Origin of the sequence: Methylobacterium planeticum (assembly GCF_008806345.1) — a bacterium.
GTDB lineage: Bacteria > Pseudomonadota > Alphaproteobacteria > Rhizobiales > Beijerinckiaceae > Methylobacterium > Methylobacterium planeticum.
The window spans coordinates 130,598-156,462 of record NZ_VZZJ01000005.1 but is presented as its reverse complement, the minus strand read 5'-3'; the positions used below and the strand labels follow the sequence as shown (position 1 = coordinate 156,462).

Below are 25,865 nucleotides of genomic sequence, written 5' to 3'. Positions count from 1 at the left end.
GCCGGGTGAAAAGCTTTGCCATACAATGGCCCGGGAGGCCGGCCTGTTCCAACGGATCCCGCTTCCAGGGATCCCGCGTGCAAGGTCCTACTTGCAAGATCCCGCCGGCGGGCGCGGCCACGAACGCCGAGAGCCCGCCCCGGCGGCCGGGACGGGCTCTCGTCGCAGGTTCGGGCGCGGGCGGGCGTCTCGGTCCGCGCCGCCGGGGCGCTCAGTGCACCGCCGGGCGGGCGCCGGCCGGGCTCTTCGCCTTGTTGCCGGCGGCGAGCTTGGCGACGGTCGCGGCCGCGGCCTTGTCGGCCTTGGGCGCCGCGGCCTTGGGCGCCGCGGCCTTCGGGGCGGGCTTCGGGGCGGCCTTGGCGGAGACCTTCGGGGCGGCAGCCTTCGGAGCCCCAGCCTTGATCGACGCAACCTTGACCGATTCAGCCTTGGCCGATTCAGCCTTGGGCGCCGCGGTTTTGGGCGCCGCGGTCTTGGCGGCGGCCGGCTTCACGGCCTCGGCCTTCGCGGACTTCGCCGCCCTGGGCTTCAGCACCTTGGCGGGGCTCGGGGCGAGGCTCGCCTCGGCGGTGGCCTGGACGACCACGGGGCCCGCCGCGCGGAACTCCGCCTCGGCCTGGAACCAGTGCGCCGCGGCGCGGCCGCAGACCCGGCCCTCGCCCTCCCAGATGTAATAGGCGCGCTCGCGCACGCGTTGCTCCAAGCGATCCATCGTCCACCTCTCCTGATCCGGCCTGCCCGGAACGATGGAAGGGCATGGTTAAGGAGAGGTTAACGCCAATCTGGGGTTGTCTTCCGCCCGGTCCGCGCCCTCCCTACGCCTGGGACAGGCGGCGGGCATTGGCCCGGACCTTCCGGCGATAGCCGGCCACCACGCGCGCGGTGGAGCCCCCGGAGGCGAGGAGGAGCGCGGTCTCCCCCGCCGCCATGATCTTCTCGTTCACCATGCGCTGCGCCTCGACCTGCGCGGCGGACCCGCCGGCGGAGAGCATCATCAGACGCATGCCGATCACCTGCTGGGATTCGATCGCCAGCATCGTGGCGTCCATCCCGAGCTTCCACCATGCACCGAACATTCAGTCACTCCACGGCGACGGCCCTCGACAAGCTCGCCGCGGCCCCGGGGTTCCGGGGCCGCGGCGGGGCATCCTCGATCGGCGCGTCCGACATCCCGGACGAAGGCCGGGCCTCAATCGAAACGGCGGCCCTTGGCGGAGGATCCGCCGAGGCTGATCTTCTTCGGGGTGCCCGGGGCCGCCGGGGTCGGGGCGGCCTTGGCGGGCTTGAGCCGGGACTGGCCGTAGATCACCGCGCCGATCTCGTCGGCGGCCTGGATCAGCTCCTCGCGCTCGCAGGCCCGCGCCACCGTGAGGCCGAGCTGGTGCATGTGGCTCTTGCCGTACAGGTAGGCGGCGAGCTTCGCCCGGGTCAGGGGCGGGATCCGGGCCAGGATCTCGGGCAGGTCGTACTCGTCGGCCCGGTAGACCGCGCCGAGGAGGTCGAGGGAGACCGGGCAGTTCGGGTCGGGCGTGGCGCCGCTGGTCGGATGGCTCTGCGTCATGGGTCACCTCGCGTGGTCGGACTGGGGGATGGTGGATCGGAGAGGGCGGCGAGGCTCGCCGGCAGGTCTCGCGATGCGCCCGACGGTTCGCCCCGCGGTTCACTCTGCGGCGCTTGCGGTCCCTCGGGCCCCGCATCCGCACGGGTCGCCGCGTTGCGCTGGACCGCCGCGGCGGGCCGCTCCGGCTGCAGGCAGCCGGTGCAGACCGACGCGATGGCGATGCGTGCCCGCACCGCCGCGCGCTCCCACACGGCCTCCCGGGCGGCGCGCGCCTGCCGGGCGGTCTCGGCATCCGAGGGCCCGTCCGGCAGGGTGCCTCCGCTGCCGAGGGCGGCGGAGGGCTGGGGCCGGATCCGCAGGAACAGGGGCGCCTCGCCGCCCCGCATGCCCGTCTCCTGCGCCCCGGCCGGCAGCGCCCCCGCGAGGCTCGCGGCGGCGGCGAGGCGCAGGAGACCCCTGAGCCGGGTGCGCATGAGCCGGGCGCGCATGGACGGGACGATCTTCGGGCAGCCGCGCGGGCGATGAGTCATCTCTGACGTCCCTCGATCCTGGGTTGCGGCTGGGTGGGGGCGGGCAGGATCGCGGCCTCATGGTTAACCGGCGCTTAAGCGCGGGGCTCCCGGTCTAGGCGACTCGCGGCCGGATCGGAAGCCGCCCGGCCCCGCGCCCGACGCCGGACCGACCGGGCGCGAATGACGGGAACCGAAGCCGGCGTCTCGCGATGGGCCCCCCGGGCCCCGCCCGCGCCGGCCATCCCGCGCCGGCCATGCCGGGCCGAACTCCGTCCCGCCGGAATCGTGCCGCCGGAATCGTGCCGCCTTGCGCCTCAGGGAATCGTGGCTAAGCTTCACCCCGCGCTCCGGCACCCCGCCTCCGATTCGTCGGTCGGGTGGTCCACGGTCCCGCCCAGCGATGGCGGCCGGTGGCGCCGGCATCCCCGGGTGCCCACGGGTCTCGATCCAGGCTGTCGAACCCAACCCGCCACAATGAACCCGTCGCCGGCCGCCACAACCCCTCCGGGGCGTGGCGCCTCAACCCCCACGCGCCGCAGCGCCCCGCCGCCGCCCGCTTCGTCACGTCGAGGGCGGCCGTTCGGCCGGCCCGGCCGCACGGCCGAACGGCTGCGCGGCGGCCCTCCCCGATCCCTGCCCGTCGCCAGCGTTTGTGCGAGAAAGGAATTGCCCATGCAGCGTCACGAGCGTCGTCTCCTCGGCAAGGCCGCCATCTCCGTCGAGGGCCGCATCTCGATCAAGCAGACCCCGGACCGCGGCTGGCCGCGGGACCATGCGCGCCTGCGCCTCCTCGAGCGGGCGGGCAGCCTGCAATGGGTCGGCACGCAGGCCGGCCCCCATATCGGCGGCACCTTCGCGACCTGGGCGATCACCGATCAGGGCCGGGCCCGCCTCGGCGACCTGGAGCCGGAGGATTCAGGCCCGTTAACGATGCGTTAACCATGCGGGCGCAGTCTTGTCTCGCTGATCGGAGGGCTGACCCATGATGATCGCCGGCATGGTCGTCGAGATCGCCGAAGCCGTCAGCGACGGCCTTGCCGGAGGCGCGGTCCTCGCCTCGATCCTGCTCGCCGGCTGGGCGCTCGGCGCCCGGCACAGGCCCCGGGTGGTGCCGGTCCGGGTGCGGGCCGGGCGGCGCTGAGCGCCGGCCTCAGGCCCGCGCCTGCGCGGGCTTCGCCTCCGTCGCCGTCCCGTCGGCCGCCCTCGCCTCGGCCGCCTCCCCTTGGGCCGCCTCCCCTTGGGCCGCTTGCGCCTCCGCGGCGGCGGCTTGCGCCTCCGCGGCGGCCGCGCGCCTCTCCTGCGCCCGGCCGAGCCAGAGGCTGTTCAGGAGCCAGGCCAGGGAGAGCGGCACCGCGGTCGCCGCCACCGCCGTCGCGCCGAGGCCGAGGGCCGCGATCCCCGTGAAGGACCAGGCCCCGACCTGATCGCCGAGGCGGTAGACCACGGTGTCGATGAAGCCCTTGGCCTTGTAGCGGTCCTCCCGCGGCACCACCGTGAACAGCACCTCGCGGATCGGGCGCGCGATGGCGAAGTTGCCCGCCCGCCGCAGCACCTGGAAGCCCACGATCGCCGCGATGGTGGGCGACAGCGCGAGCGCCGCGAACCCGGCCGCGCTCACCGCGGGCAGCAGCGCCAGGGTCCAGCCGACGCCGATCCGGCGCACGATGCGGCCGGTGAGGAAGAGCTGCACCCCGAGCGTCAGGATGTTCACCAGGAGGTCGACCTGGGCGAAGAAGGCCGTCTGCGCCCCCCGGTCCGGGAAGCTGCGCTTGGCGATGCCGGCCTGCTCGAAATACAGGAAGGTCGAGGTCACCGAGAACAGCAGCAGGAACAGGCCGATGTTCAGGAGGTAGGGGGAGGCGAGCGTCCGGGTCAGCCCGGCCCAGATGCTGCCGCCGATGGCCTCGCGGGCCTCCGCGGCCGGCACCTGGTGCAGGCGCTCCGACAGGCGCGCGAGGCCGCGCATGCTGAACACCGCCGTCTCGAGGAGCCCCACGGCGCAGAGCAGCAGGGCCCAGCTCGGCACGCTGCGCGCCAGGATCGCGGTGGTGGCCGAGCCCGCGATGGCCCCGAGGGTCGCGCCCGCCGCGATGAAGCCGAACAGGCGCTTGCCCTGCTCGGTGGTGAACACGTCCACGATGGTGGCCCAGAAGATCGACACCACGAACAGGTTGAAGATCGACAGCCAGACGAAGAACACCCGCCCGATCCAGATGTCGGCCCCGGGGGGCGCCAGGAACAGGGCGAGGGCGAAGAGCAGGATGTTGAGGGCGAAGAACCGGTAGGTCAGCGGCACGAACCGCGCCCGCGGCAGGGTCTTCACCAGCCAGCCGAACGGGATGTTGAGCGCCAGCATCCCCACCAGGGTGGCGGTGAACAGCCAGGGCAGGTTCTCGAGGCCGCTCGCCACCCCCATCTGGTCGCGGATCGGGCGCAGCACGTAATAGGCGGCGAGGAGCGAGAAGATGTAGGCCCAGGACCAGGCCAGCGCCGGCCCCTCCCCGGGCCGGATCCCGATCAGGCGGCCGAGCGCGCCTCGCCCGGCCGGCGCGGCGGGGTCCGCCGGGGCGTCCGCCGCGGGCTGCGTCACGGGGCGAGCCCGAGCATCTGGCGCAGCTCCGGCGCGGAGAGGTCGTGGCCGAAGCCCGCCGAGCCCATGGCGAACCGGTCGGCGTCCTTGAGGGGGCCGACCAGGACGGGGTCGAAGCCCGCATCCGAGACCAGCCGCCTGGCGAGCTCCAGCGCCGCCTCGTCGTCCCCCGCGATCGGGATCGCCATGCGGGGGGCGTTCCGGCCCGCGTTCTTGGCGAAGATCTTGTAGTTCGCGGCGTTGAAGGCCCGCACGATCCGGGCGCCGGGGAAGTACTTGGCGCTCGTCGCCCCGATGCCGTTGGTCTTGACCTCGGTGTAGAGGTCGCCGTCGCGGGCCTGGGTGGCGTTGCCGGCATCGATCACGACCCGGCCCTTCAGGGCCTCGCCGTAATCCCGCGACAGGTCCGGATAGGCCTTGTAGGGCACGGCGATCAGCACCGCCTCCCCGAACGCGACGGCCTCGGCCGGGGTGCCGGCCTTGGCGCGGGGCCCGAGCCCCTCGACGAGGCCCTTCAGCTCCTCGGGATGGCGGGAGGAGAACATCACCTCGTGGCCGCCCTTGACCCAGAGGCTGCCGATCGTGCCCCCGATATTGCCCGCCCCGATGATGCCGATGCGGGCGGGCTTCGCCCCCTCGGCTTGGGCGTTGCCGGTCAGCAGGCCGGCGGAGAGCGCGAGCCCGAGCCCGAGCAGGCGGCGGCGGTGGAAAGCGTCAGAGCGCATCGATCAGAGCCTCCATCTTGGCGCGGGTCGCCGCGTCGGGCAGCCGCCCGCGCGCGGCGCCGAGGTTGTCCTCGACATAGGCGGCCTTGGCCATGCCGGGGATCGGGCAGGTCACGGCCGGGTGGCCGAGGACGTATTTCAGGAAGAATTGCGGCCAGCTCGCGCAGTCGAACTCCTCCGCCCAGGGGGGCAGCGCGCGGCCCTGCACCGCCTTGAACAGGCGGTCGCGCCCGAAGGGCACGTTGACCATCACGGCCATGCCGCGTTCCTGCGCCAACGGCAGGATGCGCTCGGCCGCGGCCCGGTTGTCGATGGCGTAGTTGACCTGGACCGCGTCCAGCGCCTCCCGCCGCATCAGGGCCTCGAGGTCGGAGAACTGGCCGTCGCGCCAGACCGTGACGCCGACGTAGCGGATGCGCGTCTTCGCCTTGAGCTCGCGCAGGGTCGCGAGGTTGTTGCCGGGGTCGATCAGGTTGTGCACGGCGATGAGGTCGATCACCGGCGTGCGCAGGCGCTCGAAGGAGCGCTCGATCTGGGCCGCCCCCGCCTCGCGCCCGCTCTCGCTGACCTTGCTCGCCAGGAACACCTTGTCGCGCAGGGCCCCGGGCAGGATCATGCCGAGCACGTCCTCGGCGGTGCCGTAGCTCGGGGCGGTGTCGATCACCGTGCCGCCGAGGGCGACGAAGCGCTCCACCGCCTCCCGCAAGGGGGCGACCTTGTCGGGCACGGGCTCGACCTCGTAGCGGCGCGAGGTGCCGATGCCGATCGCCGGCAGGGTCTCCCCCGACGAGGGGATCGGCCGCCGGATCAGGCCCGCCTCGGACGCCGCGCCGGCGGGCGGCGTCCGAGGCCCGGCTTCCTGCGCCCGGGCTTCCTGCGCGCGGGACTGGAGTGCGGCCGGGAGCAGGGCGGCCCCGGCCAGGATCGTGCGTCGGGTCGGGAGCATGGCGGGCCTTCTCGCGCGATGTCGGGCCCGCTCTCAGCTAGGGCGCAACCGTCGGTTTGAAGCCTCGGGGAGGTGCCGCGGGACGGGATTTTTGTCGCGGATTGTTTCTGGTCGGCCACATCCGGTCGGCCGAGGCCGGGCGCCCGGATGCGTGCGCGGCCCGGGCGCGCCTCAATCCTCCTCGGGCGGGTCCTCGAACTCGGCGCCCTCGGTGTCCGGGGCGATCCGGTAGCGGTACTCGTCGATGGCCAGGAAGGCCCGGTGGGCGGCCTGCGGGTCGATGCCGTCGCGGACCACCAGGGTGTTGAAGGCGACGAACAGGGCGGCGATGCGCTGCGCCTCCGGCATGGCGTGGAGGGCCGCGGCGCTGGCCCCCGCGCGCATCATGAAGCGCCTGGCCGCCCCCTGCGTGTCGGGATGGGGCAGGACCGCGACCTGGCCGGCGGTCTCCGGGCGCAAATCCGCCCAGCGGGCCGGCGTCCACGCGATGATGGCCTCAAGCTGCTTCATGCCCGGTTTCGTGCGCGATCGGGCGGCGCGGCGCAAGATTCTTTCGCCCGGGTCCGGCGCGCGGGGCCTGCGCCCAGGGCCTGCGCGCGGGTCCGGGCGTCCCGGCTCAGGCCCCCTCCGTCCCGGTCGGCCGCGGCCGGAGCTGGACGACGTTGTCGGGGCCGGCCGGCTCCGACCCGGCCTGGCCTTCGCTGCGGCCGGACCCGAACGCGATCCAGCGCACCGCCAGGATGCTGCCGCGGCGCGCGATGTGCCGCTCCAGCCGGCGTGCGGTCCAGGCCGGCGGCTTCACGAACTTCTTCTGCATGGATCGGACCCCCTCGATGGCGTGACCGGACCCATCGACCGCGCCCCCGGCCCTTCGGGCTTCAGGGGGGTGCGGCGGCCGCGGGCAGACCGATCCGGCGCAACAGAGCCGCGCCGCGGAGACCGGCGCATCCCCCAAATGGGTGACGGGTGCGGGACCGGCCGGGACAACCTCAGCGAGTGACGACGAGGCCGGAGAGCAGGCGGGCGAGGTCGACCTGCCGCGACACCCCGGTCTTGGCGAAGGCGGCCTTGACCTGGCTGCGTACCGTCGCCTCGAGCACCCCCTGCCCCCGGGCCAGGGCCGCGATGGTGGCGCCCTCGGCGATGCCCCGGGCGACCCGCGCCTCCGCGGCCGTGAGGTCGAACAGGCCCTGCAGCAGCTCGGCGCCGGGCACCTGCCCGGGCACCACGGGGGTGAGGGCCAGGATGGCGGCGCTGCCTGCGAAGATGTCCCGCGCCGCGCCCCGCACGGGGACGAGGTGGGCCACCGCGGCGGGATCCTCGCCGGAGGCCGGGATCGGGATCGAGCGCGCCGCCCGGCCGGCCCCGCCGCCGAGGGCGCGGGCGAGGAGCGCGTCGGCGCGCGGATCCGCGAAGGCGACCCGGCTCTGCCCGTCCCGCACGATGCGGGGCATCATCGCCTGCAGCAGCGCGTTGGCGGATTGGAGCTTGGCGCCGTGCGTGACGAGGCCGGCCGGCAGCCCGAGCAGGGCCAGCGCCTCGACGGCGGCCCGGGCCCGCTCCAGCTGAAGCCGGGCCGAGAGCAGGGCCGCGCGTCCGAGATGCGGGCGCAGGCCGTCGAGCACCGCCACCGCCGACCGGGGCACCGGCCCGTCCGCGTGGCGCCGCTCGACGCTGAAGACCAGGGTGTCGCCGGTCGGCATCGGCAGGGCGGTGGCGGTGGCCCAGCCGAGGCCGCGCGGGCGCAGGAAGCCCTGGATGATCGGATCGCGCGCGATCTCCTCGGGGCTGTAGACGTCCTCCTCGAGGAGGAAGCCCGCATGCTGGGCCGCCAGCACCTTCGGGGTGCGGCTGTTGCGCTGCGCCCAGCCCCCGGCCAGGAACTCCTCCACGAGGCCCTCGAGGCCCGGGCTGCTGAGCCAGCGCAGGTTCTCGATGTCGGAGGCGAGCAGGATCGTGCCGGCGCCCCCGGCGATCCCGGTCATCAGGTCGAGGACGTCGATCCAGCGCTCCGGCAGGAGGGAGGCTTCGTAGATCGTGTCGACGAGGTGCGCCGTGTCGATGGCGCGCGTCATCACGCCGCCGGCCCGGCGGCGGGCGGCGGACCGGGTCTCGGCGGGGGCGCCGCGGACGGGCCCGGCTCCGGGACCGCGAGGGCCGGGCCCGGCCGGATCGACGCTCTCACCCTCACGCTGCGGCCTCGACTTTAGTACACACTCATACGAAGACTACCATAAGTTGTAATATTACCAAGAGGGCGATGCCGGACCGGGCCATCTCAGCACTCTTCCGCGGGGGACAACCGCGAGCGGCCCTGGATGCGCCGCCACCCCGGGCGGACCGGACGCCGAATCGTCGCCGCCCCGGAGGGCGGTCGCCGCGGAGAGGGGTCTGGGGCGAGTGCTCGGGGAGGCGGCTCGGGGACCTGAAGGGACCGGCCCCAGGCTTCGGCCGGCGATCAGGGATTCCGGGACTTGTCCTTGGACTGATCCCTGGGCTGGTCCCTGGGCTGATCCTTGGAGCGGCCCTCGGAGGGCGTCACCGCGAAGGGCGTCGGGCGCGGAGCGGCGGCCTGGCCGGCGTCGACGCCGGCATCCTGCGCGAGCTGCGCCTTGGCGCAGATGGCGCGCGCCGTCAGCGGGCGCGGGCTCGCGCCGAGGCCGAGGCAGTAGATGCTGGTCTCGTCCATCCCGGGCCGGTCGCCGCCGCTGCAGGTGCCGCTGACGGCGAATTCGTCCCCCGCGCAGGTGGCGACGCAGCGCCCGCCCTCCGCGCAGCTCGTGGCCTGGATCCGCAGGGCCCCGGCGGCACCGGACCTGCCCTCGGACCCCGGCTTGCCCTCCGGCCCTGCGGGACCCGCCGGGCCCGTCTTGCCCTCGGGGCCGGCGGGTCCCGCAGGGCCCGCCTCGCCGCGCGCCCCAGCCGGCCCGGCCGGCCCGGCGGGTCCCGCCGGCCCGATGGCGCCGACGGGCCCGATCGGTCCCGCAGGCCCCGCCGGTCCGGTCTCGCCCTTGGCGCCCTGCGGCCCTTCCGGACCCTGCGGGCCGGCGGTGCCCTGGGGTCCGCGCGGGCCGACCTGCGGGGGCGCCGGCGGGTGCGGCGTCGGGGCGGGCTGGACCTGCACGGCGGCCCGCTGCACCGGCGCGGCCGGCGCCGTGCCCTCGGGCCCGCGCTGGCCGCAGAAGCCGACGACCGCCTGCCGGCTCTCGTTGCCGGATTTCAGGGTCACGATGCAGTTCGCCGGGTGATAGACGAGGCGGAACAGGAAGCGCCCGTCCTTGTCGGGGGCAACCGGGTTCTTCTCGTCGAGGAGGATGGCGGCGGTCTGCCCCGGGCTGACCCGCCCGCTCACCCGCAATTCGCCCCCGGTGATCATCGCCTGGTCGATCACGAGTTCGGCCCGGGCCGGCCCGCACACCAGCACCATCAAGGCCACGAGCGGGACGAGAAGGGTCATCTGCCAAGCTCTTGCTGAGCGAAATCTATACAGCGAAACTATAGCGAACGCTCAGAACCGTCCATGAATGGTGCGGATTCATACCCTGACGGGGCCCCGGCGCGGGCGCGCGCCTCGGGGCCCGGCACGGACCCGGACATCCCGGGGCCGCGACCGCCGGCATGGGCGATCGGCCGGGACGGAGGCGGGCCCCGAGGGCTTGCCTATTGCAGGCCGCGGGCGACCACCCAGCCGACCCAGAGCAGGATGGTGACCGAGGCGAGGTTGAGGATCAGGGCGCCTGCGAGCGGCCCCTGCGTGCGGGCGAGGAATTTCCACCAGCCGAGCGTGTCGCCGTGCAGGTGGCCCGCGGGTTGCCGCAACGACCCGGCAGGCTGGTGATGGTGAAGCTTCCACATCGTCGGCGTCCCCCTGACGTCAGGAGAGAGGCCACGATTCATAGCATAACGCCGCAATGTCCGGCGAGGGTTTTCGCGGATCCTGCGAAAATCGCGCACGAAGGCTTGCGCGGCCGGTGTCGAAGCTCGGTTCCTGGCGCGAAAGGCGCCGATCTGTACTGCCGAAGACCTTGCTCAGTGCTCAGTGCTCAGTGCTCAGTGCTCAGTGCTCAGTGCTCAGTGTCCGGAGCTCAGTGCTCCGTGTCCTCGGGCCCGCGCGGCACGTAGGTGCTGAGGTCCCGCGGCGACAGGCCGAGGACCGCGCCGACCGCCTCGACCACGCGGGGGTCGAGGTCCGGCGCGCCCTCCTCGATGGCGCGGATCATGGCGGGCTCGACCCGGGCGAGACTCGCCAGGGTCTGGACGCTGAAGGCGCAGTCGAGCCTGCGGGCATGCAATCGCTTGGCGAGGCTGACGGCGAGCGGGGTCGGGAGATCAGGGACGTCGGTCATCGCATTGTGTACGGAATGATACGCTTCAGGGTTTCATATTGCGTCATGAATGCAATCGCGGTTCGCGCATCATCACTGCGTCAGTTGGCCCGCGCTGAGGATCGCGCCCCTGACGGAGAGGATCAGGCCGCCGACCAGGCCCCCGGTCGCCACGGTGACGAGGGGGGTCGGCAGGATCGCCAGCGGGCGCGGCCCTCGACCTGCCAGCGCAAGAGGTCGTCCAGGACGGCGCGGACCGCGTCGCGGTGGTCGCGGGCCGGACCGCGGCGGTCAGCCTGGACCCGGCGCGGCCGGCTCTTGCCGGCCCAGATGGTGAGCATGCTTCGGACGATCTCCGGCGAAGGGCCGCGCCGCGACACTCGAGGCCATCCGCTTAAACCAAATGAAACACCCGGAGCGTTAAGATTGCGTCTCGGGATATCGACCGAATACTGCAACAAAAAGTAGATGATGGGCGAAAATCCATCGAGGCTCGCGGGAAAGTCCATGCCGCCCCTCGCCGCCTCGGCCCGGGCCGCGCTGGCGTGGTGGCTCGCGGGGCTCGCCTTGCCGGAGGCCCGGATCGTCGGGCTCGACGTGGCCGGGGCCGGCGGCATCGCGCCCGCGGCCGCCGAGGCCCTGCTGCCCCGGATCGCGGCCTGCGCGGCGCTGCTCGTCGGCCCCGGCATCCTGGCGGACCTCGCCCCGCCGATCTGATCCGCCCCGCGGTCCGGTCCCGTGCCGGCGGCAACGAAACGTGGCCGTTGGCGTTGACGAAGTCCGCCCCACGGAGTCCTCCCTGCCCATGGCCCTTCTCGCCCTCCTGCTCGCCGGCAACATCGTGCTCGCGGGGACGTTCTCCGTCGCCGCATGGCTTGCCGACTGAGCCGCGCAGCGAAGCGGGGGAGGCCGGTGCCAGCCTGGATCGAACACGCCCTCTGGTGGCAGGTCTACCCGCTCGGCTTCCTCGGGGCCGAACCCGAGGCCGCGCCCGAGGCGCGCATCGTCCACCGCCTGCCCCAGCTCCAGGGCTGGCTCGACTACGCGGTCGAGCTCGGCGCCTCGGGGATCGCCCTCGGGCCGGTCTTCGCCGCCTCGAGCCACGGCTACGACACGGTCGACCATTACCGGATCGACCCGCGCCTCGGGGATCTCGGCGATTTCGACGCGTTCGTGGCGGCCGCCCACAAGCGGGGGTTGCGGGTGCTCCTCGACGGGGTCTTCAACCATGTGGGCCGGGCCTTCCCGGCCTTCCAGGAGGTCCTGCGCGAGGGCGCGGGGGCGCCCCTCGCCTCCTGGTTCCGCCTCTCCTGGCCGCGGGGCAGCGGCCCCGGAGCGGTGCCGGACTACGCGAATTTCGAGGGGCACGGCGCCCTCGTGGCCCTCAACCACGACGAGCCCTCGGTGGCCGATTACGTGGCGGGCGTCATGGACCACTGGTTGCGGCGCGGCGCCGACGGCTGGCGCCTCGACGCGGCCTACGCGGTGCCGGACCGGTTCTGGGCCGCGGTGCTGCCGCGGGTGCGCGCCGCCCACCCGGAGGCCTATCTGGTCGGCGAGGTCATCCACGGCGATTACGCCGGCATCGTGCGGGTGGCCGGGCTCGACGCGGTGACGCAGTACGAGCTCTGGAAGGCGATCTGGAGCGGGCTCAACGACCGCAACCTGTACGAGCTGGCCCACGCCCTCGAGCGCCACAACGGATTCCTCGACAGCTTCGTGCCCATGACCTTCGTGGGCAACCACGACGTGACCCGGATCGCGAGCCGCCTCGCCGATCCCGGGCACCTGCCACACGCGCTGGCTGTGCTGTTCTGCTGCGGCGGCACGCCCTCGATCTATGCCGGCGACGAGCAGGCCTTCCGGGGCGTGAAGGAGGAGCGCGCCGGCGGGGACGAGGCCGTCCGGCCCGCCTTCCCGGAGAGTCCGGCCGGGCTCGCCCCCTACGGCTGGCCGGTCTACCGCCTGCACCAGAGCTTGATCGGCCTGCGCCGTCGCAACCCGTGGCTGCACCGGGCCCGCACCACGCCGCTCCACCTCGCCAACGAGAGCCTCACCCTCGCCTGCCACCACGGCGGGGCCCGGCTCCTCCTCGCGCTCAATCTCGGGTCGGCGGGCTCCGACCAGCCCGCCCCCGGCGCGCGCGGGATCGAGCTCGGCGAGGGCGAACTCGTCGCCCCGGGCGGGGACGCGGCCCGGATCCGCCTGCCGCCCCGGGGCTGGGCGATCCTCACCGCCTGAGGACGGCCGCCTGCGCCGTCCGCCGAGGCTTCCGCGGCCGCGTTTACGCTTTCTTAACCCTGCGGGTGCATCCCTGGATTGTCGGAACAAATCATGAACGAATGATGATCCAGATCCAGCCCATGCCCGTCCCGCCGCTCTGCCCGGACGCCATCGCGGGCATCGGCGCCCGGCTTCGCAGGACCTACGCGGACAGCGCCTTCGCGGGCCTGCCGCGGCGCCACGTGGAGCTCATCCTGCAGTTGCGCGCCCAGGAGCGCGCCCAGGAGCGCGAGCGGGCGCGCGAGCGGGCGCGGCGGTGAGGAACCTGCCGCGCCGGCCCGCCCCAGGCCGCGCCTCTCGCGGCGTCAGGCCGCGACCTTGCGCTTGCCCCGCGCCTTCGGGGCGGCTTCGGCCGTCGCGTCCGCGGACGTCTCAGCGGCGGTCCCCGCGGCGGTCTCCGCGGTCTTGGCGCGGCGCGGGGCCTTGGCGGGCTTCCCGGCGGCGGGCGCCTTGGCGGCGGCCTTCGGGGCGCGCTTGGAGGCGCCGGACTTCGCCGAAGCCGCCTTCGGGGCGGATCTGGTGGCGGATCTCGACGCCGCCTTCGGGGCGGCTCCGACAGCCTCGGCCTCGGGGGCCTCCGGCGCCTGCACGGTCTCGGCGGCGGCGTCCGCGCCGGCGTCCTTGGCGGCGGGCTTGCGGCGCTGCTGGCCGAGGCCGAGGCTCTTGGCGAGGGAGGAGCGCTGCTCGGAATAGGCGGCGGCGACCATCGGGTAATCCACCGGCAGGCCCCACTTGGCGCGGTAGGCCTCGGGGGTGAGGTTCCGGATGGTCAGGTGGCGGCGCAGGGTCTTGTAGGGCTTGCCGTCCTCGAAGCTGATCAGCGCGTCGTGGGTGATCGACTTGCGGACCTGCGCGCCCGTCGCCTTCGGGGCCTCGGTGCCGGCGGTTCCGGTGGCGGCGGAGGCCAGGCCGGACAAAGCCGCGTGGACATTGCCGAGAAGTGCCGGGAGTTCGGCGACCGGCAGGGAGTTGTTGGATACGTAAGCGGAGACGATTTCAGACGCGAGATCGATGTAGTCGGTCTGGAAAGTGGTGGCAGGCTCTTCCATTTTTCTATTCCTCAGCCGGGGGCCTACCGTTCAGTTCATTGCCGCAGCTTGTCCGTCAATAGGCGCAAAGCTGAAATCCACTGCATCTAAGCACAATTCGCCTGAAAACCGCCATGTAACGCCGAAGATTGTCGCCCGCGTCGCCGGTTTCGCGCAACGCCGCGGTTACGCCGGCGGCGAAAACAGGCGGCGCCCGGCTGGAACCCGCTCCGGCCTGGGCGGTTGCTTCATCGGAGCCCGGCTCCAGCGTGAATCCAACCTCGGAGGTGAAGCCATGCCGCATCACGATCGATCCGACGGTGAGGAGGCTCCGCCGAATCAGGCCCGGGCATAGGGTCTTGCGCGATCGCGCATGCGGAGGCGGGACGGGAAGTCCCGCCTTTCTCGCGTCCGGGTGCCTGCGCCCGCTCTCCCGCCCTCCGGCACCCGGTCCGAGCGCTTGCGGACAGAGGCGTCCCGTCCGAACGACAGGGCGCCGCCCGGCCGGTAGGATCCGGCGCGCCGAACCCGGGCGCGCGGACGCGCAATCCCGTTCACCGCGCTTGGCGGCCGATGCCGCCGAAGCGCTCACGCGCCGCCGCGGCCGGTCCGGCCGAGGGGCGGTTTCCCACCCTGCGGCGCAGCCCCCTGCCCCGCGGGCCAACACCGAAGGACCTCCGATGAAGTACGCTGTCGCCGCCCTCGCCCTGGCTTTCCTCGCCACCCCCGCCCTCGCGCAGGGCAACGCGCCCTACAACAGCTCGGGCTCGCAGGCCGGCGGGCCGCTCGCCGGACAGGAGCGCGAGATGGGCGCCCGCGGCGGCACGCCGAGCGTGGATCCGGCCACGGGCCGGCGCTCCATGGCCAAGCCCACGCGCGCGAGCCGCAAGGCGATGAAGCGCCGCAGCAACCGGATGTGATCGGCCGCCCGCGCCGCTGAGCCCGCCCGCGGGCGCAAGAGAGGCGGCCTCGTCCGCGGGCGCAAGAGAGGCGGCCCCGTCCGCGGGCGCGAGAGAGCCGGCCCCGCCCGCTGCGGGGCCGGCTTTGGTTTGGCGACGACCCCGAAGCCAGGTCGGGGGAAGCGTTTCGCGCTCACCCGGTCTTGCGCGCACCACACGTCCCGCCATCGCGAAAGCAGGCGCGCGGTCACGGCAGGGCGTCCCGCTCGATCCTCAGGAATTCCGCGAGCCGCCCGGCGAGGTGGCTCGGCGGCCGGCCGGCCGGGCGCAGCAGCAGCGTGGCGATCGGCAGTTCGGGCCGGAACGGCCGCAGGACCACCGGGCCTCCGCCCGGCCGCCCCGCGAGTTCGCGCGCCGGCAGGGGATCGACGATCGCGATCCCGAGCCCCTCCGCGACGAGGCCGCAGCGCGCGGCCGTGTACTGCGCCGTCAGGACGAAGCGCGGCGCGACACCGGCCCCGGCGAGGATCGCCTCGAGCGCCTGCTGGAAGGCGCCGGCCCCGCCCGAGATCAGGGGCTCCCCCGCGAGGTCTTGCGCCGAGATGCTGCGCCGGCGCGCCAGCGGGTGCCGCCGGGGCAGCGCGCAGACGGCAGGGAGCGTGAGGAACGGCTCGGCCACCACCCCCGTATAGCCCGGGCGCGGCCGCACCAGGCCGATGTCGCACTGGCCCGACGACGCCCAGGACCAGATCGTGTCCGGGCTCGGCACGTGCACCGCGACGCGCACGCCCGGGCATTCCGCGTCGAGGCGCCGGATCGCCCGGGGCAGGAGCCGCGCGGCGAGCGAGGGCTGGCAGGCGACCCGCAGCGCCCCGGTGCCGCGCTCCCGGAACTGGCGGGCCGCGTGGCCGAGCTGCGCCAGCCCCGCATAGGTCTGCGCCACCGCCTGGGCGAAGGCCTCCCCTTCCGGCGTCGGCAGGGCGCTGCCGTGGCCCCGCACGAACAGGCGGAAGCCGAGATCCGCCTCGAGCTGCGCCATGGCGCGGCTGACATGCGGCTGCCCGATGCCGAGCGCCGCCGCGGCCCGCGTCATGCCCCCGTGCCGCAGCACGGCCCGGAACAGGTCGAGATGGGCGGGATTGATCATGCCCCATTCGCATGGAAACGCGCGGATGCGGCATTTGACGGCATGACCCTCCCGTGGTTGTCAAGGCCGTGCGACCTTCGAGGTCGTGCGACCTTGGAGGTCGTGCGACGGGGCGCCGGCGGCCCGAGGGCCGCCGGCGCCCCGTCCCTTGTCGTCCCCATGGGTGTGCCGGCCGATGCTCCCGATCCTGATTCCCTCCGCCCTCGCCGCCCTCGCGGGGGTCAGCATCGTGGTGCAGCAGGCCCTCAACGCAAACCTGCGGGCGGCCCTGAACTCGGCGGCGTGGTCCGGCTTCGCCAGCTACCTCGTCGGCCTCGGATGCATGGCGCTCCTGACGATCGTCCTGCGCGATCCCGTGCCGTCCGCGAGCGTGGCGCTGCGCGTCCCCTGGTGGGCCTGGAGCGGCGGCCTGTTCGGCGCGGTCTTCATCGGGCTCGCCATCCTGCTGGTGCCGCAGCTGGGGGCCGCGACCTTCATCGCCCTGCTGGTGGCGGGCCAGCTCCTCGCCTCGGTGGCGGCCGACCATTTCGGCCTGCTGGGCCTGGCGCAGCGCGCCGCCGACCTGCCGCGCCTCCTCGGCGTCGGCCTCCTCATCGCCGGCGTCGTGCTGATCCGGCGGTAGGGCCGCCCGCGAAGCCTTCCGGTGAGGCTCAGCGCCGCCCAAGGATCTCCGGCAGGCCGGTCCAGCGCAGGCCGGGATAGCGGTCGTTGTCGAGGGGCGCGAGGCGGCCCCGGCCCTCGAACATGTCGCGCAGGTATTGCAGGCCCTGCCAGGGCGGGAACACCTGGCCGCGCCCGGGCGCCAGGACCTGCGCAAGGCGGATCAGCCCGTCGAGCCGGGCGGGCGCGCCGAGCCTCAGGGTGCGGAACTGCCGCCCCGTCGCGGCGCCGGCCATCGCCGCGAGGTCCCGCGGGCTCGCCTGCGCGCCGGCGACGCGCAGGATGCGGGGCGTCTCCGGGTCGAGGGCGGCGGCCGCCGTGAAGGCCGCGACGTCGTCCATGGCGGTGAAGTCGAGCGGCTGGTCGGCCTCGCCCCAGTGGATCACCCGGCGGAGCCCGAACAGGATCAGGGGCATCGGCCCGGTCAGCAGGTCCGCGAAGGCGCCGTTGAGGATCGAGGTCGCCCGCAGCGGCGCCCGGTCGAGCTGCGCGTGGAAGGCCCGGCGCAGGTCGAGGTTGCGGTTGCGCCCCGGCGCCGTCCCGGTGAAGTCGAGGGAGAAGTCGGAGGGGATGAAGCGCGGCACCCCCGCCGCCACCGCCCCGCGCAGCAGCGCCCCTTGCGTCCCCAGCATCGTCGGCTCGAGCCCGTTCAGGGCCGAGACCACGCAGGCCGCCCCCGTCGCGCCGGCCTCCGTGCAGGCCGCCGCGACCTGACCGACATCGTCGAGGTCGAGGGCGGCCACCCGGATCCCGTCCGCCTCCAGGGCGGCGACCCGTCCGGGGGGCGTGCCGGTGCGCACGAGGGCGGTGACGGCGGCGCCCCGGCCCGCGAGCGCGCGGGCGATGCGGCCGCCGAGGGCGCCGGTCGCGCCCGCGAGGACGACGGTGTTCGCCGCTGGCCCGCGCAAGGCCTGGCCGCCTTCGTGCCCGCCGGTCCCCGTCATGGCGCCGCTCCCTGGTTCCCGCGCAGCGCCAATGGCCGGCGTGGGGCCGCGGTTCCGGGCGGCCCCGTCATCGCCCAGCGCCGCGTTCCTGCGGGGCGCCGCGTTCCTGCGGGGCGGGCGCCTCCAGGGCGCTCCGCGGCATCGGCCTGTGCACGCCGTTGTTGCCGTCGACGGTCCGGGCGATGCGCAGGTTCCGCGCGCGGGAGCACGGCATGGAGGCCTGGTTGGAGGCCTGGTTGGAGGCCTGGTTGCGGGTGAGGCGCGTGCGGGCGCAGACGTGACGGACCATCCGGGGGACCATCTGGCGCATCGCCTCGTCGAGGCTCTCGTGCAGGCCGATGCTCGTCAGGTCGGTGGGGGTGGTCGTCGCGGGGGGCGTCCCGGTGCGCTGTCTCGGGGCTCGGACCCCGATGTGCCGGGTCAGGGCCGCGCGATCGAGGCATCCCGGTCGCCGCGCTCGACCGGCCGAGCTGGCTGGCCGAAGTGGCGGGGTGAGGCGCACGGCCTCGTCGCGCGCCCGGGACCTGGCGCCGGCCTCAATGGTGCGCGACGGCCGTCCAGGTCGGCAGGAAACGGGCGTGCACGCCGCGGTCGCGCGTCCGGGCGCTGCCGCGCGCCTCGAACACCCCCGACAGGTACCCGCCCGCCGCGACCGCGAGGGTCGCGAGGCTGCCGCCGAGGGGGGCGGCGAGCAGGGCCTCGACCGCGCCGTGCGACCACATCAGGGCGGTCGTGCCGGCGGCGCCGAGGAGCGCGATGGGGATGTATCCGACGAGCATGCCTTGGCCTCGCGAAGAGTGACGTTGGGGGGCCAATGCGGGGCCCCGCCCGTCGTTGCGGCCAAGCCTCTGCACAAAGTTTCGGCAGGCGCGCGGATGCGGCGGAATCGGGCCCGCCCGGCGCCGATCGCGCTGGGACGGCCCTCCTCCCGTGCGGTCGCGTACCCGGGGCACCGGCCCGGGGCCGAAGGGCCGGGCGCGCAGGAAACACCCCGCGAGCCCTGAGGCCGCGGGGTCGAGGTCGCCCGAGGACGTCGCAGCCCCGCCGGAAGACGGGTCAGGATCGCCGGCGGAGCCCCGCCCGGGTCGGGGAAACCCGGGCCTCCGGGAAGCTGGCGCCCGGGCCCCGCCCCGGACAGGGCCGCTTCGGCAAAACAGGATTCCGTGTCCGCCCGGTCTGCCCGCGGCCCCTCAGGCCGCCCGCGGCCTCCTTAGGCCGCCCGCACGGTGGCGAGGAAGCGGGCGACCTCGGCGCCGAGATGCTCGGACTGGCGCGACAGCTCGGAGGCCGAAATCAGCACCTGGCTCGCCGCGGCCCCGGTCTCCTCGGCGGCCGAGGCCACCCCCGCGATGTTGGCCGTGACCTCGCCGGTGCCGGCCGCCGCCTGGGAGACGTTGCGCACGATCTCCTGGGTCGCCGCCCCCTGCTCCTCGACGCCCGCCGCGATCATCGTGGCGACGCTGCTGATCTCCTGGATGCGCGCCGCGATGCCGCCGATCGCCGTGACGGCCTGGCCCGTCGAGCCCTGGATCCGGCTGATCTGGCTCGTGATCTCGTCGGTGGCCCGCGCCGTCTGGTTGGCGAGCTCCTTGACCTCGGCGGCGACGACCGCGAAGCCGCGCCCCGCCTCGCCGGCCCGCGCCGCCTCGATGGTGGCGTTGAGCGCCAGCAGGTTCGTCTGCCCGGCGATGGTGGAGATGATGGCGACCACGTCGCCGATCTTGGCGGCGGCGTGGCTCAGGTCCTGGACCAGGGCGGCGGTCTGGCCGGCCTCGGTCACGGCGACCTGCGCGAGGCCCGCCGAGCCGTCGACCTGACGCCCGATCTCGGCCACCGACGAGCCGAGCTCCTCGGCCGCGGCCGCCACCGTGTTCACGTTGGAGGCGGCCTCCTCGGCGGCCGCCGCCACGGTGGTGGATTGGCTCGCGGTCTCGGTGGCGGTCGCCGTCATGGTCTGGGCCGTCGCCTGCAGCTCGGTCGCCGCGGAGGCGACGGAGCCGACGATGCCGCTCACCGCCGCCTCGAAGCCGTCCGCCATCTCGCGCATCGCGGCCTTGCGCTGGACTTCGGCCCCCGCCCGCGCCAGCGCGGTCTCGGCCTCGAGCGCGCGGGCGCGCACGAGGTTGTCCTTGAACACCTGCACGGCCGCCGCCATGGCGCCGATCTCGTCGCGCCGGCCGGTGCCCGGCACCGCCACGCCGGCGTCGCCCTCCGCCAGCCGCCCCATCGCCCGGGTCATCCCGGTGATCGGCCGCGAGATCCGGAACAGGCCGAACAGCATCGCCCCGAGGGCGACCGCGAGCGCGAGGCCGACCGCGACGGCGGTGGCCGAGGAGGCCGCGTCGGCATTCGCCACGCCCGCGTCGGCGTCCCGCTGCGCGCCCTCGCGGTTCAGGGCCACGTCCTCGGCCAGGATCTTCGAGAGGCCGGTGAAGAAGGTCACGGCCTCGGGCTTCGTCAGCTCCGCCAGGGCCTGCGCCTGCTGGCCGGCATCCACGAGCTCGATCAGGGTCAGGCCGTCCCGCTCGAACCGGCTCCAGGCCGCCACGAAGCGGTCGTAGAGCGCCCGCTCCTCCGGGGAGGAGATCAGCGGCTCGTAGCGCTTGCGGGCGCCCGCGACGCTCTCGAGGGCCTCGAGATATTGCTGGCGATAGGTGTCCTGCAGCTTCGGGTCGCGCGGCGAGGTCGTGGCGAGCCGGTACTGGCGCAGGCGCGCCTTGTCGACCGCGGAGCTGATCTCGTTGATGGTCGCGACCGAGGGCAGCCAGTTCGTCGCCACGGAGGTGACGCCCTGCCGGATCGCCGCGAGCTTGGCCAGGGTGAGGGCGCCCTGCCCCGCCACCACGAGGGCGAGGAGCGCGAACAGCGCGGTGAGGGCCGTCTTGATGGAGATGCGCATGGGGAAATCCGAGAGCCGCCGCCCGCCACGTGCGGGTCGACCGCGCCGGATGCTCCGCCATAATGGTTAGCGCATCCTGAAGTTGAATTTTTTATTCCATCACGCGACCGCTCCGGGCCGCCGCCTTTTTTCGGGGCCGCCGCGCCTCAGCGGATCGCCGCGAGGTAGCCCGAGACCGTGAGGACCGAGAGGATCGTCGAGACCAGGACCACGCGGGCCGTGACCGCCGCCTCCCGGCGGTAATGCTCGGCCAGCATGAACGGCCCGGTCCCGGTGGGCAGCGCCGCCATCAGCACCGCGTCGTGGAGGAGGAGCGGCGGCAGGTCGAAGACGAAGCGCGCGAGCAGCCAGGCGAGGACCGGGTGCACCGCGAGCTTGAGGCCGACCAGGAGGGCCGCCGCGCTCCGGTCCCCCTCCGGCCTCGCCCGCCCCTGCGCCAGGAACAGCCCGAGGCCCACGAGGGCGCAGGGCGAGGCCGCCCCGCCGAGGAGCTTCAGGAAGGTCTCGGCCGGGAGCGGCACGGCGAGGCCCGCGGCCGGGACCAGCGCCCCCAGGGCGGGCGCCACGAGGAGCGGGTTGCGCACCAGCGAGCCCGCGACCTTGCGCACGAGGGTGCCGCCCCGGGCCCGCCCCTGCAGGCCGATCTCGATCAGCACGATGGCCGCCGCGAACACGACGCAGACCGTCATGATGGCCGCGATCGTGGTGGGCGCCAGGGCGTCGCGGCCGAGCGCCACGAGGGCCAGGGGAAAGCCCATGAACCCGGTATTGGGGTAGCCGGCATTGAGGCCGTCGATGGCCGCGTCCGCGAGGGGCAGGCGGCGACGGCGGATCAGCACGGTCAGGCCGAACACCGCGAGGCTGCTGAGGCCGAAGACCGCGATGAAGCCCGGCTGCCAGATCTCGTCCCAGCGGGTGTGGGCCATCACGTCGAAGAGCAGGGCCGGCAGGGCGAGGTAGACCACGAAGCGGTTCAGCTCGGTGGTCGCGTGGGCGCTGAGCAGGCCGATCCGCCGCACCAGCCACCCGGCCAGGATCAGGGCGAAGATCGGGAGCACGACCATCAGGGTCGAGAGCATGGGGCCGACACCGCGTGAGGGAGCCGCCGGGCACGGGCCCGGGATGGCGGGAGCCCCGGAACCCCGCGGCCGGGATGTCCGCAGGCGGCTCCGGCGGTCCTAGCGCCCCGCCCCGCCGGCGCCAATGCCGAGGGCAGGACGCATCCATGCCGGGCCGGCATCACCCCGCCTCGCACGCGGCCCGGCCCGGCCGCGTCCTTGCATCGCGGCCCCGGGCCCGGCGGGGGCGCGATCCCGGCCTCCGCCGGGTCCGGATCCCGGGCGGGCGGCCCGCGGTTCCGGGTTGGATGGAACCGGTCGGACGAAACCCGGTTGCGAGGTGACCATGCACGGCTTTCCGCTCGCTGCGGCCCTGTCGATCCTCCAGTTCGCCCATTCCTGGTATCCCCTCGTCTGCTGCTCCGACGAGGATTGCGCGCCCGTCGAGGATGTGGAGCAGGTCAAGGGCGGCTACCGGACCCACGGCTACTTCATCCCGACCGCGGAGGCCCGCCCGAGCCAGGACGCGCGCTACCATCTCTGCCACCACGCGGGGCGCCTGATCTGCTTCTTCGTGCCCCTGAACGGCTGAGGCCGGCCCCGCCGGCGCCGGGTCCCCGGCGCGCCGCCCGCGCGTGGCTAGAGCCCTAGAGGGCGGCGAGGCGCGCGGCCTCCCGGGCGATGCCGCCGTCCGGCCGCATCAGGCCGTCGAGGACCGAGAAGTGCTGGGCGCCCGGAACCGCCAGGAGCGGCCCCGCGAGGCCCGCCGCGACGCGGGCGGCGTGATAGGCGGTCGATTGGCGGCGCAGCTCGGGCAGCTCCTCGGCGCCGTACACCACCGAGACCGGCGGCCCGCCCGGGGCGAGGTGGCGGATCGGCGAGAGGGCGGCGATCTCCTCCGCGCTGAGGCGCAGGGCGTCGTCGAGGCCGGTGCGGGCGATCGGCGCGAGCTCGAAGATCCCGCTGATCGCCAGCCCCGCATCGGCCGCGTCCGCGGCCAGCGCGGCGAGGTGCCCGCCCGCCGACCAGCCCGAGACCACGAGGCGGCGCCCGCGCGATTCCGAGCGCAGCAGGCGCAGGGCCGCGCGGATCTCCGCCGCGATCTCGCTCAGGCTCGCCTCGGGCGCGAGGGTGTAGCCGATCATCGCCACGTCGAGTCCGAGGGCGAGGGGGCCCGCCGCCATGCAGGAGAAGCCCTCCTTGGCGTTGCGCTGCCAGTAGCCCCCGTGGATGAAGGCGAGGAGCGGGGCGCTCGGGGCGCCGCAGCGGTAGAGGTCGAGGCGCTGGCGCGGGCCCGGCCCGTAGGCCCGCTCCGCGTCGAGCCGGGCCTCCCGGAACGCCGCGCTCTGCGCGCGCCAGGCCGCCACGGTCTCGGCGCTGCCCGGGACCGCGCCGGAATTGTCGTAGGCGCGGCTCAGCGCCGCGCGGTCGAGGCTGCGCCAGTCGGCGGCCCCGGTCTCGGGGGCGTCCGGAGCGGTGTCCATTCAGGCTGCCTTCGGGGCGTGGTGGCTGTGGAGCTGGGCCGAGAGCATCCGCCGGACGTCGTTGAAGGCCGGGCTCGACACGTCGCGCCGCCGGGCCAGGTCGATCGCGTGCACCGCCTCGATCCGGCCCGGGCCCGGCGACATCATGACGACCCGGTCGGCGAGGAAGATCGCCTCCTCGATGGCGTGGGTGACGAACAGCACGGTGAGGCCGGTGCGGCGCCACAGGTCGAGGAGCTCGTCCTGCAGCCGCTCGCGGGTCATGGCGTCGAGCGCCCCGAAGGGCTCGTCCATCAGGACGACCTCGGCGTCGTTGGCGAGGACGCGCGCGATGGCGACGCGCTGCTTCATGCCGCCCGAGAGCTGGTGCGGGTGGGCGTCGGCGAAGCGCTGGAGGCCCACGAGATCGATGTAGCGGTCCACGGTGTCGCGGATCTCCGGAGCGGGGCGGCCGCGGGATCTCGGCCCGAAGCCGATATTGTCCCGTACGCTCAGCCAGGGGAAGAGGCCGTAATCCTGGAAGACCATGCCGCGGCTCGGGCCCGGCCCCGGGATCGGCTTGCCCCACATCAGCGCCTCGCCGCCGGTCGCGGCCTCGAACCCCGCCACGATGCGCAGGAGCGTCGACTTCCCGCAGCCGGACGCGCCGAGCAGGCAGATGAACTCGCCGCGCGCGACCGTGAGGTTGGCCCCCCGCAGCGCCTCGATGCTGCGCCCGTTCGACACGAAGGTCTTCGCGACGTTGCGGATGTCGAGGATCGGGACCGTGGGGTCAGCCATGGGGGGCGTCCTTCCTGCTCATCGGTCTCCCGCTCCTCGGCTTCCCGCCCCGCGGCGCCCCGCTCCTCGGCTTGCCGCTCATCCGTGGGACGGGCTCCAGGCGAGGAGGCTCCGGCCGATCCGCATCACGATCCAGTCGGAGACGAAGCCCGCCACCCCGATCACCGCCATGCCGCAGATCACGATCTCGGTGCGGGAGAGCTGGCGGGCCTCCATGATGATCGCCCCGAGCCCGGTCTGCACCCCGGTCATCTCGCCGACGACGATCACCACCCAGGCGAAACCGAGGCCGAGGCGCAGCCCCGTGAAGATCGACGGCAGGGCCGCGGGCAGGACCACGCGGGCGAACTGCGCCGTCCCGGTGCAGCCGAGCATCGCGGCGGCCTCGAACAGGCGCGGCTCGACCGAGCGCACCCCGAAGACCGTGTTGACGAGGATCGGGTAGAAGGCGCCGAGGAAGACCAGGAAATAGGCCGAGCGGGGTCCGAGCCCGAACAGGATCATGGCCAGCGGCAGCCAGGCGGTGACGGGGATCGGCCGCAGGATCTGCAGCGTCGGGTCGAGGAGCGCCCGGACCACCGGCACCCGCCCGATCAGGAGCCCGAGGGGCAGCGCCGCGGCGGCCGCGAGGGCGAAGCCGCCGTAGACCCGCGCGAGCGAGGCGGCGAGATGCGCCCAGAGCGTGCCGCTGAAGGCGTCGTCGTTGATGCCCCCGAAGGCGAGGTCGCGCAGCTCCGTCCAGACCTCGGCGGGGGGCGGGATCAGGCTGTAGGGCCGCCCCACGGTGGCGAGGTGCCAGACGAGGCCGAGGCCCGCCGGGATCAGGAGGGCGAGCCCCGCGGCGCGCAGGCGCGCGAGGCCCGGGCCGGCCCGGCGCGCCGGCGGCGCGGCCGCGCCCGCCGGCAGGGACCCGGCCGCGAGCGGGAGCGCGCCCGCCTCCGCCCCGGTGCTCACGCGTCCCTCATCGCGTCGACGAAGCGGGTGTCGATGAAGCCGGGCCCGGGCAGGCGCTTGATCTGCTTCAGGGCCAGCATGTGCTCGGCATAGGCGTGGGCCTGCTTCACCTCGTCCGGCCCGAGCTTCCACTTCAGCTCGACGTTCGGGGCGGAGCGCTCGAGGGCCTCGCGCTTCTGGCCGAGCTTCGACACCGCCATGGCGATCATCGCCTCCTGGTCCTTGCCGGCGAAGTCCGAGGCCTTGCGGTGGATCTCCAGCATGGTGCGCACGAGGTCGGGCCGCTCCGCCAGGGTATCCCGGTGGGCCCCGAACACCATGTTGAGCGCCCCCATCTCGGTGCCGTAGGGATACTCGACGAGCTGGCCCACCCCCGAGGACAGGCTGACCCCCGGCGCCGGCTCGGCGCCCACATAGGCGTCGATGTCGCCGCGGGCGAGCGCGATGTGCATCTCCGAGAAGGAGATGCGCACGGGCACGATGTCCCGGACGCTCAACCCCTCCATGCGCATGCGCTCCAGGGCGAAGACCTCCTGGGTGCTGCCGGGCCAGATCGCCACGCGCCTGCCCTTGAGGTCCTTGATCGCCCGGATCTCGGAATCCTTCCGGGAGATGATCGCCATGCCGCGGTTGCAGGTGGAGGCGATGACCACGAGGGGCTCGCCCGCCGCCGCCCCGAGGGTCGCGGCCGCGATCCCGAAGGTGCCGAAATCGACGGATTTCGTCACGACCGCGTTCTTGCACTCGGTCGGGCTCTCGAAGGGGACGACCTCGACCTTCACCCCGGCCGGGGTGAAGCGCTCGTAGAAATGCGGCGCGATCGAGTGGATCAGCTTGAGCGAGCCCATCCGGATCAGCGTCGGGGCGGTCTCGGCGGAGGCCGCGCGGCCGACGAGCGGGGCGGCGAGGCCGGCTCCGAGCCCGGCCAGGAGGGTGCGGCGGCGGATCATGGGCGGACTCCGGATCGGACCTCGAAGTCCCGGAGGCTAGCCGCCCGGGCTGTTGCAAACGAGTGCTGATTTTCGAAGGACCCGTTGCGGTTTCGGCAACGGGCAGGCACCTTGCGCCGG

General features: G+C 74.2%; 33 protein-coding genes and 1 pseudogene. 8 read left to right on the top strand and 26 right to left on the bottom strand.

Features of this window, described 5'->3' with window-relative positions; genetic code table 11:
* Positions 1–211: 211 nt before the first annotated feature.
* The 4 genes from F6X51_RS08130 to F6X51_RS27755 all read right to left on the bottom strand — a co-directional run bounded on the left by F6X51_RS08130 (position 212) and on the right by F6X51_RS27755 (position 2,049).
* Positions 212–712 carry a DUF2934 domain-containing protein gene (locus tag F6X51_RS08130; RefSeq protein WP_150962729.1) on the bottom strand — a complete coding sequence of 167 codons (501 nt, stop codon included), beginning with the start codon at positions 710–712 and terminating at the stop codon, positions 212–214.
* Positions 713–815: 103 nt separating this feature from the next.
* On the bottom strand, positions 816–1,076 hold the full coding sequence (locus F6X51_RS08125; RefSeq protein WP_150962728.1) for a hypothetical protein: 261 nt from the start codon (positions 1,074–1,076) through the stop codon (positions 816–818).
* 113 nt (positions 1,077–1,189) lie between these two features.
* Positions 1,190–1,561 carry a hypothetical protein gene (locus F6X51_RS08120; RefSeq protein WP_150962727.1) on the bottom strand — a complete coding sequence of 124 codons (372 nt, stop codon included), beginning with the start codon at positions 1,559–1,561 and terminating at the stop codon, positions 1,190–1,192.
* Positions 1,558–2,049, bottom strand: coding sequence for a hypothetical protein (locus F6X51_RS27755; protein ID WP_191970038.1), 492 nt, complete (start codon positions 2,047–2,049; stop codon positions 1,558–1,560). The genes F6X51_RS08120 and F6X51_RS27755 overlap by 4 nt, the downstream gene beginning before the upstream one ends.
* 696 nt (positions 2,050–2,745) lie before the next feature.
* On the opposite strand from F6X51_RS27755, the gene F6X51_RS08110 reads away from it, so the two are divergent.
* Together F6X51_RS08110 and F6X51_RS27750 are read left to right on the top strand one after the other, a co-directional pair.
* Positions 2,746–3,012 (top strand): hypothetical protein, encoded by a 267-nt coding sequence (locus F6X51_RS08110; RefSeq protein ID WP_150962726.1) that lies wholly within the window; start codon positions 2,746–2,748, stop codon positions 3,010–3,012.
* Between the two features lie 43 nt (positions 3,013–3,055).
* Positions 3,056–3,214 carry a hypothetical protein gene (locus F6X51_RS27750; RefSeq protein ID WP_191970037.1) on the top strand — a complete coding sequence of 53 codons (159 nt, stop codon included), beginning with the start codon at positions 3,056–3,058 and terminating at the stop codon, positions 3,212–3,214.
* A 9-nt stretch (positions 3,215–3,223) separates the two neighbouring features.
* Here F6X51_RS27750 and F6X51_RS08105 read toward each other — a convergent pair whose 3' ends face one another.
* The 10 genes from F6X51_RS08105 to F6X51_RS08055 all read right to left on the bottom strand — a co-directional run bounded on the left by F6X51_RS08105 (position 3,224) and on the right by F6X51_RS08055 (position 11,000).
* A complete protein-coding gene (locus tag F6X51_RS08105; protein ID WP_407658476.1) occupies positions 3,224–4,663 on the bottom strand; it encodes an NTP/NDP exchange transporter in 1,440 nt (479 codons plus the stop codon).
* On the bottom strand, positions 4,660–5,388 hold the full coding sequence (locus F6X51_RS08100; protein ID WP_150962725.1) for an NADPH-dependent F420 reductase: 729 nt from the start codon (positions 5,386–5,388) through the stop codon (positions 4,660–4,662). The genes F6X51_RS08105 and F6X51_RS08100 overlap by 4 nt, the downstream gene beginning before the upstream one ends.
* Entirely contained in the window at positions 5,378–6,334 is a 957-nt protein-coding gene (locus F6X51_RS08095) for an aldo/keto reductase (RefSeq protein WP_150962724.1), read from the bottom strand. The genes F6X51_RS08100 and F6X51_RS08095 overlap by 11 nt, the downstream gene beginning before the upstream one ends.
* A 171-nt stretch (positions 6,335–6,505) precedes the next feature.
* Entirely contained in the window at positions 6,506–6,844 is a 339-nt protein-coding gene (locus F6X51_RS08090; protein ID WP_150962723.1) for a hypothetical protein, read from the bottom strand.
* A gap of 106 nt (positions 6,845–6,950) precedes the next feature.
* Positions 6,951–7,151 carry a hypothetical protein gene (locus tag F6X51_RS08085; protein ID WP_150962722.1) on the bottom strand — a complete coding sequence of 67 codons (201 nt, stop codon included), beginning with the start codon at positions 7,149–7,151 and terminating at the stop codon, positions 6,951–6,953.
* A 172-nt stretch (positions 7,152–7,323) separates the two neighbouring features.
* Entirely contained in the window at positions 7,324–8,409 is a 1,086-nt protein-coding gene (locus F6X51_RS08080) for a helix-turn-helix transcriptional regulator (RefSeq protein WP_150962721.1), read from the bottom strand.
* A gap of 383 nt (positions 8,410–8,792) precedes the next feature.
* Entirely contained in the window at positions 8,793–9,791 is a 999-nt protein-coding gene (locus F6X51_RS08070; RefSeq protein ID WP_191970036.1) for a collagen-like domain-containing protein, read from the bottom strand.
* A gap of 203 nt (positions 9,792–9,994) precedes the next feature.
* Entirely contained in the window at positions 9,995–10,189 is a 195-nt protein-coding gene (locus tag F6X51_RS08065; RefSeq protein WP_150962719.1) for a hypothetical protein, read from the bottom strand.
* Between the two features lie 230 nt (positions 10,190–10,419).
* Complete coding sequence (locus F6X51_RS08060) at positions 10,420–10,680, bottom strand: helix-turn-helix domain-containing protein (protein WP_150962718.1); 261 nt, start codon at positions 10,678–10,680, stop codon at positions 10,420–10,422.
* A gap of 122 nt (positions 10,681–10,802) precedes the next feature.
* The gene (locus F6X51_RS08055) at positions 10,803–11,000 is read right to left on the bottom strand and encodes a hypothetical protein (protein ID WP_150962717.1); all 198 of its coding nucleotides are present in this window, start codon (positions 10,998–11,000) and stop codon (positions 10,803–10,805) included.
* A 166-nt stretch (positions 11,001–11,166) separates the two neighbouring features.
* Between F6X51_RS08055 and F6X51_RS08050 the strand changes: the two genes are divergently transcribed.
* The 3 genes from F6X51_RS08050 to F6X51_RS08040 all read left to right on the top strand — a co-directional run bounded on the left by F6X51_RS08050 (position 11,167) and on the right by F6X51_RS08040 (position 13,202).
* Positions 11,167–11,376, top strand: coding sequence for a hypothetical protein (locus F6X51_RS08050; protein ID WP_150962716.1), 210 nt, complete (start codon positions 11,167–11,169; stop codon positions 11,374–11,376).
* Positions 11,377–11,571: 195 nt separating this feature from the next.
* Positions 11,572–12,900: an alpha-amylase family protein gene (locus F6X51_RS08045; RefSeq protein ID WP_210250289.1), complete on the top strand. Its 1,329-nt coding sequence runs from the start codon at positions 11,572–11,574 to the stop codon at positions 12,898–12,900.
* Positions 12,901–13,004: 104 nt separating this feature from the next.
* A complete protein-coding gene (locus tag F6X51_RS08040) occupies positions 13,005–13,202 on the top strand; it encodes a hypothetical protein (protein ID WP_150962714.1) in 198 nt (65 codons plus the stop codon).
* A 273-nt stretch (positions 13,203–13,475) separates the two neighbouring features.
* On the opposite strand, the pseudogene F6X51_RS28540 reads toward F6X51_RS08040, so the two are convergent.
* Positions 13,476–13,991, bottom strand: a pseudogene (locus tag F6X51_RS28540) (MucR family transcriptional regulator); the annotation flags it as partial.
* Positions 13,992–14,046: 55 nt separating this feature from the next.
* Positions 14,047–14,274, bottom strand: a complete 228-nt coding sequence (locus F6X51_RS08030; RefSeq protein WP_150962712.1) for a hypothetical protein — start codon at positions 14,272–14,274, stop codon at positions 14,047–14,049.
* 376 nt (positions 14,275–14,650) lie between these two features.
* Between F6X51_RS08030 and F6X51_RS08025 the strand changes: the two genes are divergently transcribed.
* Positions 14,651–14,890 (top strand): hypothetical protein, encoded by a 240-nt coding sequence (locus tag F6X51_RS08025; protein WP_150962711.1) that lies wholly within the window; start codon positions 14,651–14,653, stop codon positions 14,888–14,890.
* A 226-nt stretch (positions 14,891–15,116) separates the two neighbouring features.
* Here F6X51_RS08025 and F6X51_RS08020 read toward each other — a convergent pair whose 3' ends face one another.
* Positions 15,117–16,016, bottom strand: a complete 900-nt coding sequence (locus F6X51_RS08020; RefSeq protein WP_150962710.1) for a LysR family transcriptional regulator — start codon at positions 16,014–16,016, stop codon at positions 15,117–15,119.
* 175 nt (positions 16,017–16,191) lie between these two features.
* Between F6X51_RS08020 and F6X51_RS08015 the strand changes: the two genes are divergently transcribed.
* Positions 16,192–16,638, top strand: coding sequence for a DMT family transporter (locus F6X51_RS08015; RefSeq protein WP_150962709.1), 447 nt, complete (start codon positions 16,192–16,194; stop codon positions 16,636–16,638).
* A gap of 28 nt (positions 16,639–16,666) precedes the next feature.
* Here F6X51_RS08015 and F6X51_RS08010 read toward each other — a convergent pair whose 3' ends face one another.
* The 5 genes from F6X51_RS08010 to F6X51_RS07990 all read right to left on the bottom strand — a co-directional run bounded on the left by F6X51_RS08010 (position 16,667) and on the right by F6X51_RS07990 (position 21,598).
* Positions 16,667–17,620 (bottom strand): NmrA family NAD(P)-binding protein, encoded by a 954-nt coding sequence (locus F6X51_RS08010; RefSeq protein ID WP_150962708.1) that lies wholly within the window; start codon positions 17,618–17,620, stop codon positions 16,667–16,669.
* 67 nt (positions 17,621–17,687) lie between these two features.
* Positions 17,688–17,930, bottom strand: a complete 243-nt coding sequence (locus tag F6X51_RS08005; RefSeq protein ID WP_322098520.1) for a hypothetical protein — start codon at positions 17,928–17,930, stop codon at positions 17,688–17,690.
* Positions 17,931–18,156: 226 nt separating this feature from the next.
* Positions 18,157–18,399 carry a hypothetical protein gene (locus F6X51_RS08000; protein WP_150962707.1) on the bottom strand — a complete coding sequence of 81 codons (243 nt, stop codon included), beginning with the start codon at positions 18,397–18,399 and terminating at the stop codon, positions 18,157–18,159.
* A gap of 431 nt (positions 18,400–18,830) precedes the next feature.
* Entirely contained in the window at positions 18,831–20,519 is a 1,689-nt protein-coding gene (locus F6X51_RS07995) for a HAMP domain-containing methyl-accepting chemotaxis protein (RefSeq protein ID WP_150962706.1), read from the bottom strand.
* Positions 20,520–20,665: 146 nt separating this feature from the next.
* Complete coding sequence (locus tag F6X51_RS07990) at positions 20,666–21,598, bottom strand: AEC family transporter (RefSeq protein WP_150962705.1); 933 nt, start codon at positions 21,596–21,598, stop codon at positions 20,666–20,668.
* Positions 21,599–21,923: 325 nt separating this feature from the next.
* On the opposite strand from F6X51_RS07990, the gene F6X51_RS07985 reads away from it, so the two are divergent.
* A complete protein-coding gene (locus F6X51_RS07985; RefSeq protein WP_150962704.1) occupies positions 21,924–22,169 on the top strand; it encodes a hypothetical protein in 246 nt (81 codons plus the stop codon).
* Positions 22,170–22,224: 55 nt separating this feature from the next.
* Here the strand turns inward: F6X51_RS07985 and F6X51_RS07980 are convergent, their stop codons facing one another.
* The 4 genes from F6X51_RS07980 to F6X51_RS07965 all read right to left on the bottom strand — a co-directional run bounded on the left by F6X51_RS07980 (position 22,225) and on the right by F6X51_RS07965 (position 25,745).
* Positions 22,225–23,061, bottom strand: coding sequence for an alpha/beta hydrolase (locus F6X51_RS07980; RefSeq protein WP_150962703.1), 837 nt, complete (start codon positions 23,059–23,061; stop codon positions 22,225–22,227).
* Complete coding sequence (locus F6X51_RS07975; RefSeq protein WP_150962702.1) at positions 23,062–23,841, bottom strand: ABC transporter ATP-binding protein; 780 nt, start codon at positions 23,839–23,841, stop codon at positions 23,062–23,064. It abuts the gene before it with no gap.
* A gap of 78 nt (positions 23,842–23,919) precedes the next feature.
* On the bottom strand, positions 23,920–24,795 hold the full coding sequence (locus F6X51_RS07970; protein WP_150962701.1) for an ABC transporter permease: 876 nt from the start codon (positions 24,793–24,795) through the stop codon (positions 23,920–23,922).
* Positions 24,792–25,745: an ABC transporter substrate-binding protein gene (locus F6X51_RS07965; protein WP_150962700.1), complete on the bottom strand. Its 954-nt coding sequence runs from the start codon at positions 25,743–25,745 to the stop codon at positions 24,792–24,794. The genes F6X51_RS07970 and F6X51_RS07965 overlap by 4 nt, the downstream gene beginning before the upstream one ends.
* Between the last annotated feature and the right edge of the window lie 120 nt (positions 25,746–25,865).